The organism is Pseudomonas agarici (assembly GCF_900109755.1).
GTDB classification, from domain to species: domain Bacteria; phylum Pseudomonadota; class Gammaproteobacteria; order Pseudomonadales; family Pseudomonadaceae; genus Aquipseudomonas; species Aquipseudomonas agarici.
Genome location: NZ_FOAR01000029.1, coordinates 1 through 15819 on the forward strand (window position 1 = coordinate 1; position 15819 = coordinate 15819).

General features: G+C 54.4%; 10 protein-coding genes. 6 read left to right on the forward strand and 4 right to left on the reverse strand.

The genetic code is table 11. The annotated features are described in order from the left end of the window. On the reverse strand, positions 1-399 hold a 399-nt coding region (locus BMX68_RS21345; RefSeq protein WP_177178871.1), incomplete at its 3' end, for a ribonucleotide-diphosphate reductase subunit beta. 485 nt (positions 400-884) lie between these two features. On the opposite strand from BMX68_RS21345, the gene tam reads away from it, so the two are divergent. Together tam and BMX68_RS21355 are read left to right on the forward strand one after the other, a co-directional pair. After that, entirely contained in the window at positions 885-1649 is a 765-nt protein-coding gene (tam, locus tag BMX68_RS21350; protein ID WP_017134047.1) for a trans-aconitate 2-methyltransferase, read from the forward strand. Between the two features lie 90 nt (positions 1650-1739). Continuing rightward, a complete protein-coding gene (locus BMX68_RS21355; protein WP_017134046.1) occupies positions 1740-2375 on the forward strand; it encodes a DNA-3-methyladenine glycosylase I in 636 nt (211 codons plus the stop codon). A gap of 70 nt (positions 2376-2445) precedes the next feature. Here BMX68_RS21355 and ppnN read toward each other — a convergent pair whose 3' ends face one another. Continuing rightward, positions 2446-3819, reverse strand: a complete 1374-nt coding sequence (gene ppnN, locus BMX68_RS21360) for a nucleotide 5'-monophosphate nucleosidase PpnN (RefSeq protein WP_017134045.1) — start codon at positions 3817-3819, stop codon at positions 2446-2448. Between the two features lie 523 nt (positions 3820-4342). Here ppnN and fabV point away from each other — a divergent pair. The 3 genes from fabV (at position 4343) to mnmH (ending at position 7952) form a co-directional block, all read left to right on the forward strand. Further along, positions 4343-5539 (forward strand): enoyl-ACP reductase FabV, encoded by a 1197-nt coding sequence (fabV, locus tag BMX68_RS21365; RefSeq protein ID WP_017134044.1) that lies wholly within the window; start codon positions 4343-4345, stop codon positions 5537-5539. A gap of 284 nt (positions 5540-5823) precedes the next feature. Next, positions 5824-6858, forward strand: a complete 1035-nt coding sequence (selD, locus tag BMX68_RS21370) for a selenide, water dikinase SelD (protein WP_017134043.1) — start codon at positions 5824-5826, stop codon at positions 6856-6858. After that, the gene (gene mnmH, locus BMX68_RS21375; protein ID WP_017134042.1) at positions 6858-7952 is read left to right on the forward strand and encodes a tRNA 2-selenouridine(34) synthase MnmH; all 1095 of its coding nucleotides are present in this window, start codon (positions 6858-6860) and stop codon (positions 7950-7952) included. The genes selD and mnmH overlap by 1 nt, the downstream gene beginning before the upstream one ends. Positions 7953-7971: 19 nt before the next feature. Here mnmH and BMX68_RS21380 read toward each other — a convergent pair whose 3' ends face one another. Beyond that, positions 7972-9027 carry a permease gene (locus BMX68_RS21380; protein WP_017134041.1) on the reverse strand — a complete coding sequence of 352 codons (1056 nt, stop codon included), beginning with the start codon at positions 9025-9027 and terminating at the stop codon, positions 7972-7974. A gap of 151 nt (positions 9028-9178) precedes the next feature. After that, positions 9179-10108 (reverse strand): AEC family transporter, encoded by a 930-nt coding sequence (locus tag BMX68_RS21385; protein ID WP_017134040.1) that lies wholly within the window; start codon positions 10106-10108, stop codon positions 9179-9181. A gap of 790 nt (positions 10109-10898) precedes the next feature. On the opposite strand from BMX68_RS21385, the gene BMX68_RS21390 reads away from it, so the two are divergent. Beyond that, positions 10899-15785 (forward strand): RHS repeat-associated core domain-containing protein, encoded by a 4887-nt coding sequence (locus BMX68_RS21390; RefSeq protein ID WP_074862598.1) that lies wholly within the window; start codon positions 10899-10901, stop codon positions 15783-15785. The last annotated feature ends 34 nt before the right edge of the window (positions 15786-15819 follow it).

Genomic DNA, 15819 nt, shown 5'->3' on the forward strand with positions numbered 1-15819 from the left:
GTTTTTCCACAGGGCGATGTCGGCGGTCATGTTGACCTCTTGCGGCATCCAGTGGTTGGCGCAGCCGTCGAGGTACTTCTGCCAGGCCCAGTCGTACTTGAAGGGGACGAGCTGGTTGAGGTCGGCGCGGCAGTTGATCATGCGCTTTTCATCGACGGCGACCCGAGCCGAGGCGCCTTCGAGTTCGGCCAGGCCTTCGGCGACATCGAGGGCGTCGAGAGCGGCCTTGGCCCGGATGATCGCGGCGGAGTCGTTGGCGGTCACGGCACGGGCTTCGAGGGCGGCGGCACCGCCGGCGTTGTCCAGGCGGTCCATGTTGGCTTCGGTGGCATGGCCGGCGTTGGCGCCCTTGACCGTTACTTCGCCTTCTTCTTTGTCGAATTCGTCCCAGCTGAGCATCGGATATTCCTTGTATGAAGTGTGTGTAGACCCGATTCACTGCCTTCTCCCCAGGCAGGTAGGCACGCGTTTGCAACTCCCGGTCAACAGGATTCACAGCACAAGCAGGCATCGGAAAACCCTGGCGCTCCAGGGAAGTGAGCGGTGCCGTAGGAGTGGTATGGCACAGCATGTAGTGTTTTTATTTTAAGTGGGCACACTATATGGTGGTTTTATCGAAGGGTCAATCCAAGAGGCGGCGGTAGCGCTGGGCTATTGAAGCGATTGAGTTGTCTCTACGGCATGTGGTGCAGGATTCATGGCTGACAACACCGGTGTTGAGCACTTCCTATTTGGTATAGGGGTGATGCGAACGCCACGGCACAATACCGCACGCAGACTCTGCGCCTGGTTTCGGCGTGTAGCCGCTTGCCTTTGCTGGCATTTGTCAGCATGGTTTGCAAACCCTACGCGGTGCTCACTCCCCACACACAAGAGGAAGCGTGATGAGCTGGTCAGCCAAGCAATATTCGACCTTTGAAGCTGAACGTACCCGTCCCGTCCGCGATCTGGTCGCCGCGATTGCGACGAAGTCGGTGCAGGTGGCCGTCGACCTGGGCTGCGGTCCGGGCAATTCCACCGAGGTCCTGGCGCGGCGTTTTCCCGAGGCGCGGGTCACTGGCATGGACAGTTCCGAGGAGATGCTGGCCAGTGCCCGGCAACGTTTGCCCGAGCTGAATTTCGAACAGGCCGATATTGCGACCTGGGACCCTGAGCAAGCCTTCGATGTGATTCTGGCCAATGCCTCGCTGCAGTGGCTGGAGGATCACGCCACGCTTTATCCTCATCTGGTGAGCAAGCTCGTCGCCGGTGGCACTCTGGCGGTGCAGACCCCGGATAATATGCAGGAACCGTCCCACCGGCTGGCCCGCGAAGTGGCGGCGCACGGGCCGTGGACGGCCAAGATCGGCGCAGTTCGCCATCCGCCACGGCACGATGCGACTTTCTATTATGAGTTGCTGCGGCGGCACTGCGCGACAGTGGATGTCTGGTGTACCACTTACCACCATCCGCTAGCGGGTGGGCATGCGGCGGTCGTCGAGTGGTTCAAGGGCTCCGCTCTGCGACCGTACCTGGCGCTGCTGGACGAGGCGGAAAAGACCGCTTACCTGCAGCGTTACCTGGCGGCGATCAGCGAAGCCTATCCGGCGTCGGTTGATGGCACCGTGCTGTTGCCGTTCCCACGGTTGTTTGTGGTCGCGATGCGTTGATTGGCGTTGTCGCAAAAGAATCGGTGCAAGAGTGTCACACGTTGTGTCAAGATTGGTCATGACTCCTAGCGAACAAAGGCAAGGTAAGGCATGGATACGACTTCCCAGGGGCTGACGGTCGATGAGGCGGGTATCACCCGATGTTTCTGGCGTTCTTCCAAGCCCGAGTATGCCCGTTACCACGACGCGGAGTGGGGACGTCCCATCACCGACGATATTCTTCTGTTCGAGAAAATCTGCCTGGAGGGTTTTCAGGCAGGCATGGCCTGGATCACCATCCTGCGCAAGCGCGAGAACTTCCGCGCAGCCTTTGATCAATTCGATTTCAGGCGCGTGGCTCAGTACGGCGACGCGGACGTGGCCCGGCTGATGGATGACCCAAGCATCGTGCGTAATCGCAGCAAGATCCTCTCGACGATCAATAATGCCAAGCGTGCCTGCGAATTGGTGGATGAGACTGGATCGTTGGCGGCCTGGATGTGGTCGTTCGAGCCATCCGCGGATGAGCGGCCCGCCGTGGTGGACTTCGACTACTGGAACGCCAACCCGACCTCGCCGGCCTCCGTGCGCTTGTCCAAGGCCTTGAAGGCACGCGGCTGGACATTCATTGGTCCCACCACGATCTACGCCTTGATGCAGGCTACGGGCATGGTTAACGATCACCTTGCCGGCTGTGCCTGCCAGGCTGAAATCGAGCACCTGCGCCAGGCACTCAAGCGTCCCTGAATCGGCAGGCTTTCGCTCAGGGTCTGGCGGCCGAGGTAGCCGCCAGAAGAGCCCTGGCGGATCCGTTGATTCAGCTAACGACCCGGTAGCAAGGCTCATAGGCGGCGCCGCCCGGCAGTTTCATCCGGTGTTGCGCGACGAAGGCCTGGAGCAGTTTGTCCAACGGCTTCATGACCTCGGCATCGCCATGGATCTCGTAGGGACCATGCTCCTCGATCAGGCGAATGCCCTTGTCCTTGACATTACCGGCAACGATCCCGGAAAACGCTCGACGTAGGTCGGCCGCCAACTGATGGGCCGGTTGGTTGCGGTGCAGCTTCAGGCCGGCCATGTTGGCGTGGGTCGGATCGAATGGCCGCTGGAAACCTTCATCGATCTTCATCAGCCAATTGAAATGGAAAGCGTCGTTGCGCTCGCGGCGGAACTGCTTGACGGCCTTGAGACCTTGGGCCATTTGCCGGGCGACCTGTGCCGGATCGTCGATGATGATCTGGTAGTGCTGGTGCGCCGCTTCTCCCAGGGTCGCGCCGACAAAGGCGTGCAACTGTTGCAGGTAGGCTTGCGCACTTTTCGGTCCGGTGAGAATCACCGGGAACGGCAGGTCGCGGTTGTCCGGGTGCATCAAGATCCCCAGCAGGTAGAGGAACTCCTCGGCCGTACCGGCACCGCCCGGGAAGATGATAATGCCGTGGCCGACCCGCACGAACGCCTCCAGACGCTTCTCGATATCGGGCATGATCACCAGTTCGTTGACGATCGGATTCGGCGCCTCGGCGGCGATGATGCCCGGTTCGGTCAGGCCCAGGTAACGGCCCGTGGTGATGCGCTGTTTGGCGTGGGAAATGGTCGCGCCTTTCATCGGTCCTTTCATCACCCCGGGACCGCAGCCGGTGCAGATGTCCAGGCTGCGCAGGCCCAGTTCGTGGCCGACTTTCTTGGTGTACTGGTACTCCTCGCTGCTGATCGAATGGCCACCCCAACACACCACCATCTTCGGCTCCAGGCCGGGACGCAGGGTGCGGGCATTGCGTAGCAGGTGGAAAACGTAGTCGGTGATGCCCTGGGAGCTGTCCAGGTCGATGCGCTGGCTTTCCAGCTCGTTCTCGGTGTAGACGATATCGCGCAGGGCGCTGAAGAGCATTTCCCGGGTGCTGGCGATCATCTCGCCGTCGACGAAGGCGTCAGCCGGGGCGTTCAGCAGTTCCAGGCGCACACCACGGTCCTGCTGGTGAATGCGGATTTCGAAATCCTTGTAGGCTTCGAGGATCGTCTTGGCGTTGTCGACATGGGCGCCGGTATTCAGAATGGCCAGGGCGCACTGGCGGAATAAGGTATAGACACTGCCGGAACCGGCCTCGCTCAGTTGTTGCACTTCACGCTGGGAAAGGGTTTCAAGGCTGCCTTTTGGGCTGACTGAAGCATTGATTACAGATCGTTGGGTCATTCTCTATTCCATGAAAGCGATGCGACCGGGCGCCAAGGTGCCTGGGGCATCAGAAAGGCCGGCGTCAAGCGTGGTCTGACGCCGGGGGTGAGGCAAGGCGCGATCATGCGCTGCGTTGTATCGCCAGGCATTTCATCTGCGCCGGCAGGCCACTAGCATAGCTAAATCAGCCGTCAAGGTGTGTCTCTGCCATCCGAGGTACGTCGGCGATCGCGGGAGCGATCAGTGTCTGGACTTCGCCTTCGTTGCGCACCACATGCCCCATGTCACCCATCTACGTGTATTCGGCGTAAGCCCTGACACCGATAATCAGGCAGGCTCCTCTGGCGTGGATGGGCGCTAGAATGTTGCGCTCACGCTGCACAATCAAGATCCAGGCGATGCAAGGTCGGGGATTTTGCTTTCCCCGCGCGGGCCGCTGTTGTAAAAGCAGTGACGCATGGGCTTTTTGAACGTCTATGACTAGAATCCGCGACGCTGCAGTCGTCAGTGTCGATATCGGCCTAAGAGAAAAGAGGACCTTATGATCATCAAACCACGCGTTCGTGGCTTTATCTGTGTGACCACCCATCCGGTGGGCTGCGAAGCCAACGTCAAGCAACAGATTGACTACGTCACCCAGCAAGGCCCGGTCAATGATGGACCGAAGAACGTCCTGGTGCTCGGCGCGTCCACCGGTTATGGCCTGGCCGCGCGCATTACCGCCGCATTCGCTTGCGGCGCCAAGACCCTCGGGGTGTTTTTCGAGCGTGAAGGCGATGAAGGCAAGCTCGGTACCGCCGGCTGGTACAACAGCGCGGCGTTCCACAAGTTTGCCGATGCCGACGGCCTGTACGCCAAGAGCATCAACGGCGACGCCTTCTCCGACGAGGTCAAGCGCCTGACCATCGAAACCATCAAGCGCGACCTGGGCAAGATCGATCTGGTGGTCTACAGTCTGGCCGCGCCGCGCCGCACCGATCCAAAGACCGGCGAGGTCTACAGCTCGACACTCAAGCCGATCGGTCAATCGATCACCCAGCGGGGTCTGAACACCGACAAGGAAGAGGTCAACGTGACCACCTTGGCGCAAGCGACCCAGGAAGAAATCGACGGCACCGTCAAGGTCATGGGCGGCGAAGACTGGCAGTTGTGGATCGATGCCCTGGACGAAGCCGGCGTGCTGGCTGACGGCGCGAAAACCACCGCCTTCACCTACCTGGGCGAAAAGCTGACCCACGACATCTACTGGAACGGCTCCATTGGCGCGGCCAAGAAGGACCTGGACCAGAAAGTCCTGAAGATTCGCGAGCGTCTGGCGCCCAAGGGCGGCGACGCACGGGTATCGGTACTCAAGGCCGTGGTGACCCAGGCCAGTTCGGCGATCCCGATCATGCCGTTGTACCTGTCGCTGCTGTTCAAGGTGATGAAGGAGCAGGGCGTCCACGAAGGCTGCATCGAACAGGTCTATGGCTTGTACAAAGACAGCCTGTACTCGCCGACGCCGATTCTCGACGAAGACGGCCGCCTGCGTGCCGACTACAAGGAATTGGCCCCAGAAGTACAGAACCTGGTTGGCAAGCTGTGGGACCAGGTCACTAGCGAGAACCTCAACGAACTGACCGACTTCGCCGGCTACAAGGCCGAGTTCCTGCGTCTGTTCGGTTTCGGTGTCGAAGGCGTGGACTACGACGCGGACGTCAGCCCGGACGTGGCAATCGTCGACCTGATACAGGCCTGAAGCTATATGCCGACCTGCGGGCATCACGCAGGTCGGTGACCGCGGGTGATCGGAGGCGTCAGTTCAGGTGCCTCAGATCCACACGTCGCTGTGCTTGGCCACTTCATCGAGAGGCACGGTACGGCCCAGAGCGCCGCGAATGAATTTCTGGGCACGCTTCGCTGCCCGGTGGCCCCATGGATACCAAACGGAGCGGTCATGCTCAGGATTGGGCCATAGGCTGCACGGACTGAACGACGGAGGGTCTGTTAGACTCGCCGACTTTGAGACCGCGAGGTGTACCGATGAGCGAACCGATTCGCCTGACCCAGTACAGCCACGGCGCAGGCTGTGGTTGCAAGATTTCTCCCCAGGTGCTGGAAGTGATCCTCGCCGGCAGTGGCGCGCAGCACCTGGACCCGAAGCTTTGGGTCGGCAACGCCTCCCGCGACGACGCGGCGGTGTATGCAATTGACGAAGAACGCGGGGTGGTCTCGACCACTGACTTTTTCATGCCAATCGTCGACGATCCTTTCGACTTCGGCCGAATTGCCGCGACCAATGCCATCAGCGACATCTATGCCATGGGCGGTGACCCATTGATGGCCATCGCGATTCTTGGTTGGCCAGTGAATGTCCTGGCACCGGAGATTGCTCGCGAAGTGATCCGTGGCGGACGTGCAGTCTGTGACGCCGCCGGTATCCCGCTGGCCGGCGGGCACTCGATCGATGCCCCCGAGCCGATCTTCGGTCTGGCCGTTACCGGGCTGGTGGACAAGCGCCACATGAAACGCAACGACACCGCCACCGCCGGCTGCACCCTGTACCTGACCAAGCCCTTGGGGATCGGCGTGCTGACCACTGCGGAAAAGAAAGGCAAGCTGCGCAATGAGGACGTCGGCGTGGCCCGTGACTGGATGTGTACGTTGAACAAGCCCGGCAGCCGCTTCGGCAAGCTGGCGGGCGTGACCGCGATGACCGATGTCACCGGTTTCGGCCTGTTGGGGCATCTGGTGGAGATGGCCGACGGCAGTGGCCTCACCGCACGCATCGTCTATGAGCAGGTGCCGCGCCTGCCAGCGGTGGAGTACTACCTGGATCAAGGTTGTGTTCCCGGCGGCACGCTGCGCAATTTCGACAGCTATGCGAACAAAATCGGTCCCTTGCGTGAGCTGCATAAGCGCGTGTTGTGCGATCCGCAGACCAGCGGTGGCCTGCTGGTGGCGGTCACGGCCGAAGGTCAGGCGGAGTTTCTTGCCGTCGCCGCCGAACTGGGCCTGGCCCTGGAGCCCATCGGCCAGTTGGTAGAGCGACAGCACCACGCGGTAGAGGTGTGCTGATGCCCGGCGATATCACCGACTACCGCCAACTGTTTCTCAACGATGTACCGATGATGGATACCCGGGCACCGGTTGAATTTGCCAAGGGGGCTTTTCCCGGCGTGATCAACCTGCCGTTGATGACCGATCTGGAACGCCAGCGGGTCGGCACTTGCTACAAACAGCACGGTCAGCAGGCGGCCATTGTCCTCGGTCACCAGTTGGTGTCCGGCGATATCAAGGCAGCCCGGTTGCAGGCCTGGGTCGATTTCACCCAGGCCCATCCCGATGGTGTGTTGTATTGCTTGCGTGGCGGCTTGCGCTCGCAGATCGTCCAGCAGTGGCTCAAGGACGCCGGGATCGACTATCCGCGTGTGAGCGGCGGCTATAAGGCCATGCGCACCTTCCTGCTGCAGAGTGTCGAACAGGCGGTGGCGCAGGCTGATTTCCTGTTGCTGGGGGGCATGACCGGTACCGGCAAGACTGACGTGATCGTCCAACTGGACAACAGCCTGGACCTGGAAGGGCACGCCAATCATCGTGGCTCCAGTTTCGGCAAGCGCGCCACCGGGCAACCGTCCAATATCGACTTCGAAAGCCGTCTGGCCGTGGATCTGCTGAAAAAACGCGCAAGGGGCATCGAGCAGTTCGTGCTGGAAGATGAGAGCCGCATGGTCGGGCGCTGTGCTCTGCCGCTGGCGTTGTATCAGGGGATGCAGCGATTCTCCATGGTCTGGCTCGAAGACGGCTTGGAAAGTCGCGTCGAGCGAATCCTACGCGACTATGTGGTGCAGCTCTGCGCGGAGTTTATCGCGCTCCATGGGGAGCAGGGTTACCCGTTGTTTGCCGAGCGGCTGCTGGCGAGCCTGGACAATATCCACAAACGCCTGGGCGGCGAGCGCCATCGGCGCATACGCGGGTTGATGGCCGATGCCCTGGCGGAACAGGAGCGCAGTGGTAGCGTTGACTTGCACCGTGCCTGGATTTTGGGCCTGCTCAACGAATACTACGACCCGATGTATGCCTTCCAACGGGAAAACCAAGGCACACGAATCGAGTTTGCCGGCGAGCAGGCGGCGGTGCTGGAGTACCTCAGGGCTCGCAGGAACACCTGAGAGCCGAGGGCATGGTGCGTCAGAGAACCAGGACAGCCACCAGGCCACTGACGATCCCCACCAGCATCGTCAGCCCCGCCACGGTGATCAGGACCTGAGCATCGAAATCCCTACGCAGCATCAACAGCGACGGCAAGCTGATGCTCGGCAGGGTCATCAGCAGCGCGACGGCGGGAGCGGTGCCCAGGCCGAGAGTCATCATAGTCTGTACGATGGGAATCTCGGCGGCCGTCGGAATCACGAACAACGTACCGATGATCGCCAGTGGCACCAACCACAGCAGACCGTTGCCCATTGCCCCATCGATATGGGGAAACAGCCAGACCCGCGCGGCACCCAGCAGCAGGACCGCCAGGATATAGATCGGAATGGTGCTCCAGAACAGCTTCCAGAGAGTCTTGCCCCAGCGGGCAAAAAAGCCTTGAGTGTCCGCGTTGCTGGCTGCCGTCACCGCCTCCACAGCGGGTCCGGGCAACGTTTCAGGCCGTGAAATACGCTGGGCGATCAGCGACACCCCAAACACCAGCACCAGGCCGGCCACCAGACGGATCGCACTGAAGCCCCAGCCCAGCACAAAGCCCATGAACACCAGCGTGGCCGGGTTGAGCACCGGGTTGGCGATCCAGAATGCCAGTGCCGCGCCGACCGAAACATTCTGCCGGCGCATTCCCGCGGCCACCGGGGCCGCACAGCATGAGCACATCATGCCGGGCAGGGCGAACAGCCCGCCGCGCAGGGTCGAGCCGAAACTGGCGCTGCCGAACAGGCGCAACAACCAGTCCCGGGGAATCAGTACCTGCAGCAACGAGCCGAGAATCACCGCCAGGACAGCAGCTTTCCAGATCGCCAAAAAGTATACCTGGGCATAGGCTAACGCCGCCGTGACCGGCGAGTCTGGATTGTCGTTGATGATCGACGCGCCGATGCTGTGGCTGTCGGCGGCGACAAAGGCCTTGGCGTAGTAGGGCGACCACTTGACGTAGTACAGGCCGATGGCGGCAATGGCGAGAAACAGCAGCGGCTTCCACCAGAGCGACCAACCCCGAGCAGGGGCGGTGGAGGAGAGAGAAGTCATGAAGAGCAGTATCCGGAGGGGAATGAAAGGTTGATCGATGAATGATAACTCAGCCTGTGGCCGCAGCCAGCCTATGTCATGCCATGATTCTTGTGGGCGCCTGATTGCCGAAGTTGACAATCGTTCAGACGTGGCCCCGGAAGGGCGGTCGTCAGTTGCCGATCAGGTAAAGGCAGAACGACAGGGTCACCAACGATCCTAGTGTGGAAATCAGGATGACACTCGACACCACCGAGGCTTCGCGTTTGTAATACTCAGCCAGCATGAACGGCCCGGTGCCGGTGGGCAAGGCGCTCAGCAGCAGGGCCGAATGGGCCCACAGCGGTGGCAGGTGGAAGACCTTGAAGGCGAGGAACCAGGTCAGCAACGGGTGGACGATCAGCTTGATCAATACCAGCAGCACCACACCCTGGCGCGGCCCTTGTTGCTTGTGAGCGAGGAACAGACCGAGGGAAATCAGGGCGCAAGGGATAGTGGCGGCACCCAACAAGCCGAGGAACTTCTCGAACGGCGCCGGCAACGGCGCGCCGCCCCAGGCCCACAGCGCTCCGAGCAGCGGCGATACCACCAGCGGGTTTTTCGCCAGGGCTAGCAGCACCTTGAAGATAATCCGATGTATCTGGCGCTCGGTCTGCAGGCCGATCTCAATACACACCAGGGCTAGCCCGAACAGCACACAGACCACCAGTAGGGAAGCGATCAACGCCGGTTCCAGACCATCTTGGCCCAACACCATCACGCACAATGGGATGCCGATATAACCGGTATTGGCATAGGACGCACTGAGGGCGTCGATGCTCGCTTCAGCGAAATGTCCGGCCTTGCGCCAGCGCAGTAACAGGGTCAGGACAAACATCGCCAGCGTACTAAGGGTAAATGCCAAAACAAAGCCGGGGTGCCAGATCTGCTCCCAGGTGGAGGTCGCCGTGGCTTTGAACAACAAGGCCGGCAGGCACAGCCAGACCACCATGCGGTTGATTTCGGAGGCCGCATTAGGCCCCAGACGATTAGTGCGACGGCAGATGAAACCGACCAGGATCAGGGCAAAGATGGGCAGCAGAACGCTTAATACGGAAAACATTGAAGCCGGAGCCTTGGACATGCGCGAGGGGTGGGGAAGGGTAAAGGGGGATATCGTTAACTTGCAATATTTACCCGCGATATTTCATGAGAAAGACTGATGAGCCAAGGCGCATGAGTCGATCGCGCCAAGCAGGCGACGCGACCTCGTCGTGGTATCGCTGACCGAACCCTTGCGGGCCAGGAGTGCCCGCAGTCTGGATAGATTAACCAGCAAAACGAGTAAGGTTCATGTGATTAATACAGTCTTCGGCAAGAAGATTGCCGGGCTTATCTGTTGCTCACTATTGAGTGCACCATATTTATTTTTTTGTTGCCTTCGAATTTCATGATCGATGTTGTATTTGCTAGTTTGAATTTATTTTCTGCAGGATTGCAGAGGCGAATCAGAAGCCCCGATTATATTGTGTTTAAAAAATATAAGATGATCATGGTTTTGACAGCAATTAGCTAATGGAACGCCACCGCCTGCCAACTAGTTTGGTTTATAGCGAGCGATGATTAAATTTATCAATTGACGATGTTCGCACGAAGCCAGAGAAGTAATCTAACTGAATTAGTGTTTTTCTGATCAGTATGATCTTCGGACTTTCAGGGTAGTGTAGATTAGCACGAGCCATTTAGTCGAAAACTATTAAAAATAACGGTGTTGCTGGCTATTTTGTTTCATATAGTGGGGTTGGCGGTAGTGATTTAGTTAATAGGCTTTGCATTAGTATTGTCAAGCAGGGCTAATCAATGCCAAAAGAATAAAATCCTGTGTTTTAAGTGTCCAACAAGGAGTAGTGAAAATGGCGGCTAAAGAAAAAGATTTTTTCACGCAGGCTAATAATTTTATTGGAGCTGTTGCTTCCGGTGTGAATTCTCGCACGGGGTTGTACGGGGTGAGTTTGGAACTTGCCAAAATAACAGGTAATGACCTTCAAGGGCCGGACTTTTCACTGGCACTTAATTATTCTCCACTCAATACGGTTGATAGTGGATTTGGCATGGGTTTTCTTTCGGGAATCTCTTATTATGATACCCATCGAGGCATGCTTTTTCTTTCGACCGGAGATCAATATAAGGTTTATGAAGACAAAACCTCTGTAGTGGTTCAACAGCAAAAGTTGAAAAGTTTTATATTTAAAAAAATTAAAGAAAACAGCTATGCTATTTATTATAAAAATGGCGTTGTTGAGTATCTTAAAGGCGGCTCAGCCGGGCCAGGCTGGAAAACCCCGTATGAAATACACTCCGACACAGGAAAAATAATGTATCTGGAGTGGGAGTACCCCTCGCAAGGCCTATATGAAACTGCATTGCTTCAAATAGTTTATGACTCCTACGGTAGAGACAAACCTCTATTGTCGCTGAGAAACACTCCGGGCTCAAAACTCACCCTAAATATTTTGCCAGGAACCGCAGAGGGTTATCGTATCGAGTTGAATTTTCAGAATGGCTTGCTGGAGACCGTTTTAAATTATTGTATCGATATGAATAATCCACTGAAATGGGAATTTAGATATGAGTCAATGGAAGGCTGGGGGAGCTGGCTTGTCGAGGCGACTTACCCAGGTGGTACAAAAGAGACGGTAGATTATCTACTTGATGGCAATGCCTTTCCTGAGTCGGCAAATTTACCGAAACTTCCCTATGTTAGCCGTTTTATACGTCGTTTAAGTAATGGGGAAACAGACTCAGAAAGTTCTTATGGTTATTCTAAGACAAATTTCCTTGGTGCATTTTCTGGCTTGGTTTGGTCGGACAAAGTTGATAATTTATATGGTTTGCTGTCTGATTATCAATATTATACAGAAGAACATCAAAAAACGATTGATGGGGTTGTAGATATAAAATATACCTTCAATAGTTATCATTGTCAGATCAGTGAGGAGAAAACAAAAAATAGTTGTAAGCAAGAAATAAAGACTGAATATTATGCACAAATTGGTTTGTCATTTGATAAGCAGCCTGCCTTTTTTCAACTGCCAAAAGCAAGTCATGAAAAGTGGACTGATCCGCGAGGTAAAAAAGCAACTATCACGACCACTACAACATTTGATGAGTTTGCCAATCCAACGAGTAAGTCTGTCAAGGATGAATCTACAGGCCAGCTAATAGAACCTAGTGTTTCTTGGAGTTATTACCCCCCTGAAGGATTTTCAGACGTCAGCTCCGGTTCTGTCTGCCCTCCAGAGCCATCAGGTTTCAAACGGTTTGTTAAATCAATGACACAAGTGCCTTGTAGCCAAGACCAAGGTGAATTAAAACGTACCGTGCAATTTTCCTATAGTTTGCCCGATAAAACTAAACCCTCTGTAATATTAAAAAGCACTGAGACTCAATTTTATGGGGAGACTGAAAAGCTTATCAAACGAACCTTCTCCTATGACACCACGGAGCGAGAGTTAGGTAGGCTGCTTGCCATTGATGAGGAATGGTTCGCGAAGAAAAAAACGCTGAAAAGCCGGCATAGCTATAAATATAGCATCGCAGATGAAAAAATAACGAGTACGGACACTTTTGTATCCCACGACAATCAACAGCTAAAAACCTCTCAAGTATCGTCTCGCTTTACCGGTAGGGTTTTGTCCAACGTTGATGCTTATGGAAATACAAAAAATACGGATTACGATAAAGCCGGGCGCGTTATTAGAGAAGTAGAAGTCAGTGAATCAAACGATAAATTTAGTAGAGGACCTGAAAGAGTAAGAACCTATCAGTATTCCATTGAAAAAGATAAGTATAAGCCATTTAGCCTACTTGTGGTCGATTATGACGGTAGTAAATTTTTTCATGAGCTCGACAGTCTTGGTCGCCTTTTGTGCAAGAGAGTTCCCATTACCGGTAAGGAAAGTTCAAATAAAAGCCAGTGGCTGAAGATTTTAGAGTGTGAATATGCTTTTGGTCGTGAAACTATGACGACGAATTTTGATTATGTAATCAATGATGGTAGCGTTAATGACACTCTGAAAAACGAAATAAGGTGTTCTTATGACGACTGGGGGCGAGAGTGTAAACGAGCTTCAAATACTGGTGTGGAAGAGCTGGTAGCTTATGATCCGATTAATATGATCAGAACATGTGTCACTAAGTCGGGTAGTTTGGAAACGGCCAGGAAAGAAGAGGTTTTTAATCGCGCCGGCTTGCTTCTTGGTATATCCCTCATCGGTGTCGATTCAAAACCTATCAGCCGCCGTACATTGGTACGTGATGGCTGGAAGCGGCTGGTGAGTGATACAAACGCACTGGGCAACGTTCAAACCTACGCATACGATCACTTTGATAGGGTTGTGAAAATAACCAAGCCTGATGGCACTTTCATCGAAAAAGAATATGTGGATTTTGCTGCAGAGCCGCTGGTCACTAATGTGACGTTAAAAACCACGGCAGAAACTGCCAAGCAGGTGTACCCACACTCATTGTTAGATAGCGAAGGCCGCTCGCTTGGAACAAATGTATTTGACGGGCTGGGAAGGCTCACGCGAAGTTCAGTAGGTAGCCGTTCTTGGAGTTTGGTCTATGGTTCGCCCGCAGACAGAGAGCCCTCTACCATTGTCGATCCCAGCGGCACCAGTCGCTCTTTTACATATACCAACTTGTTTGGACGTAAGTCAGAAAGAGTTCAGGCTGTCGATATCACACAGCAATATTCATACTATCCGGAAAATGGGCTTATTAAAACAGCGTCCACTGCTGGGAGTGACATTCAACGAGAGTATTATCCTAGCGGCTACCTGAAATCAGAAAAGGTCACCACCGGCTCATCCACTTCTAAAACAACGAAATATACATGGACATTAAGGGGCGGGCCTAATAGCGTTATCGACGCCTGTGGGGTGTCGCAACAAAATACCTTTGATGAATATGGTCGAATAAAGGCCATGACCACCTCGGCAATTGATGTGTCGTTTACCTATGATGCTTTTAGTCGTCTGAATGGATGGAAGTCGACTGATAAAAAAAATATTCATAGTATGGAGACAAATCTTGATTTCGATGAAGTAGGTCGCGAAGTTTCGAGAGTTATAAAAGATAGTAAGTATGGCGTTCTGCAGATCAACCAGACCTGGTGGGCTGATAATAAACTTAAGAGCCGAAAAACCATCACTCCACAAAAAAATCTGACCAGTACAGTTCGTAATGAATTATTTGATTATGATAAAACAGGCAGATTGAAGAAATACAGCGCTACCGGCTGGCCCTTGGTATTAGATAAATATTCGAATTCTATTGTGGAGCAAAATTTCATCTTTGATCCTTATGATAATATCACATCAGTACAAAGCCTTTTTTCTGACAAAACAGAAAATAATGCTAGCTTCATCTATGGGAATGCCGACGATCCGTGTCAGTTAACGGAAGTTAATAATACCCACCCTAGTTATCCTGGTGTTTTGAAGTACGAATACAATGAACTGGGCGATCTTATCAAGGAGGGCGATAAGGTAACGCAGTACGACAATTTGGGCAGACTGCAAAGAAATGGCGAAAAAGAATATAGATATGATGCGTTTAATAAGTTGGCTAAAGTAGGTGATAGTAAGCTTTATTACATGGGAGGCCGGCTTAGTAATGAGATAAATGGAGATAAATGGAAAAGCTTTGTTAACTCAGTCGATGGCCATATGGTTGCTGAGCTGCATGATGACGCCGCATTACTTATCGGCACAGATAACAAATTAAGTGTTGTGTATGCGGGGGATAATAAGAACTCAGCTTGCCCTGTCTATACTCCATATGGAGGGAAAGTCAATAATAAATCTGATTTGAGTGCGATTGGCTATAACGGAGAATGGATAGATGCTGGACTAGACGGTTATAGCCTCGGGAATGGCTATCGTACATACTCTCCGGAACTCATGCGTTTCACTAGCCCAGATGGCCCCCAAAATAGTCCACTAGGTGTCGCCGGGATTAACGCTTATGCCTATTGTCACGATGATCCGATTAACTTTTCTGACCCTACAGGACAGATAAGTTGGAAAGGCTGGGTAGGAATGATCACCTCGGGGCTTGGTATCGGTTTGACTTTAATAACAGGTGGCCTCGCCATTGCAGCGGCCAGCGGTGTTCTGGCAACAGCTATTGCCATGGGTACTACAGGCGCTAGCCTGATTTCCGGAGTAAGTGCAATTGTCGCAAATGCTATTGGTGACAATTTACCCGAGGTAGCCAGGATATTGAGATGGGTCGCCTTGGGCACAGGAATGGTAGGCTTCTCTTTTGGCACTTCTGCTGTTGTCAGGGGGGTATCTTCCGCCGTGCGAGAGTTGGGTTTACGAACCACGCTTGGGACCATGGGGGTAGCGTCAAGAGTCAATCTTGGCTTAACGGCTACTAGCTACGTTAGTGGTACCATCAGCTATGGTAGCTTGATAGCAAAACGAATTCTGGATCAGACATCTGCCGCTGATAGTACCGCGAACACAGTTTTGTCAAACATTAGCTTTTATAGTGGCTTGGTAAGTGATGCGGCAAGTCTGGGTAACTTTGTATTGCCTAGAGTACTGCCGCGCTCTTATTCGTGGGATGTTGCCGAAATTCCCGTTATGGAAGAGTTTAATATGCGTGTGTTTTCACGCAGCTTTAGTTGGGATGCTCCACCTCCTAGTGGCAGCCCGCAACGAACAAGCGCCCTTATAAAACAGGTGCAGAATTTTTACGTGTTCCTTGCGATTCCAAGCAGGTTATAAAGTTACGCCACAATATAGTATTTATAAGTAACTG

Bases quoted from the DNA above. Each gene is read 5' to 3' on its own strand.
- tam (WP_017134047.1), top strand. From the start codon at position 885: ATGAGCTGGTCAGCCAAGCAATATTCGACCTTTGAAGCTGAACGTACC.
- BMX68_RS21355 (WP_017134046.1), top strand. From the start codon at position 1,740: ATGGATACGACTTCCCAGGGGCTGACGGTCGATGAGGCGGGTATCACC.
- ppnN (WP_017134045.1), bottom strand. From the start codon at position 3,819: ATGACCCAACGATCTGTAATCAATGCTTCAGTCAGCCCAAAAGGCAGC.
- fabV (WP_017134044.1), top strand. From the start codon at position 4,343: ATGATCATCAAACCACGCGTTCGTGGCTTTATCTGTGTGACCACCCAT.
- selD (WP_017134043.1), top strand. From the start codon at position 5,824: ATGAGCGAACCGATTCGCCTGACCCAGTACAGCCACGGCGCAGGCTGT.
- mnmH (WP_017134042.1), top strand. From the start codon at position 6,858: ATGCCCGGCGATATCACCGACTACCGCCAACTGTTTCTCAACGATGTA.
- BMX68_RS21380 (WP_017134041.1), bottom strand. From the start codon at position 9,027: ATGACTTCTCTCTCCTCCACCGCCCCTGCTCGGGGTTGGTCGCTCTGG.
- BMX68_RS21385 (WP_017134040.1), bottom strand. From the start codon at position 10,108: ATGTTTTCCGTATTAAGCGTTCTGCTGCCCATCTTTGCCCTGATCCTG.
- BMX68_RS21390 (WP_074862598.1), top strand. From the start codon at position 10,899: ATGGCGGCTAAAGAAAAAGATTTTTTCACGCAGGCTAATAATTTTATT.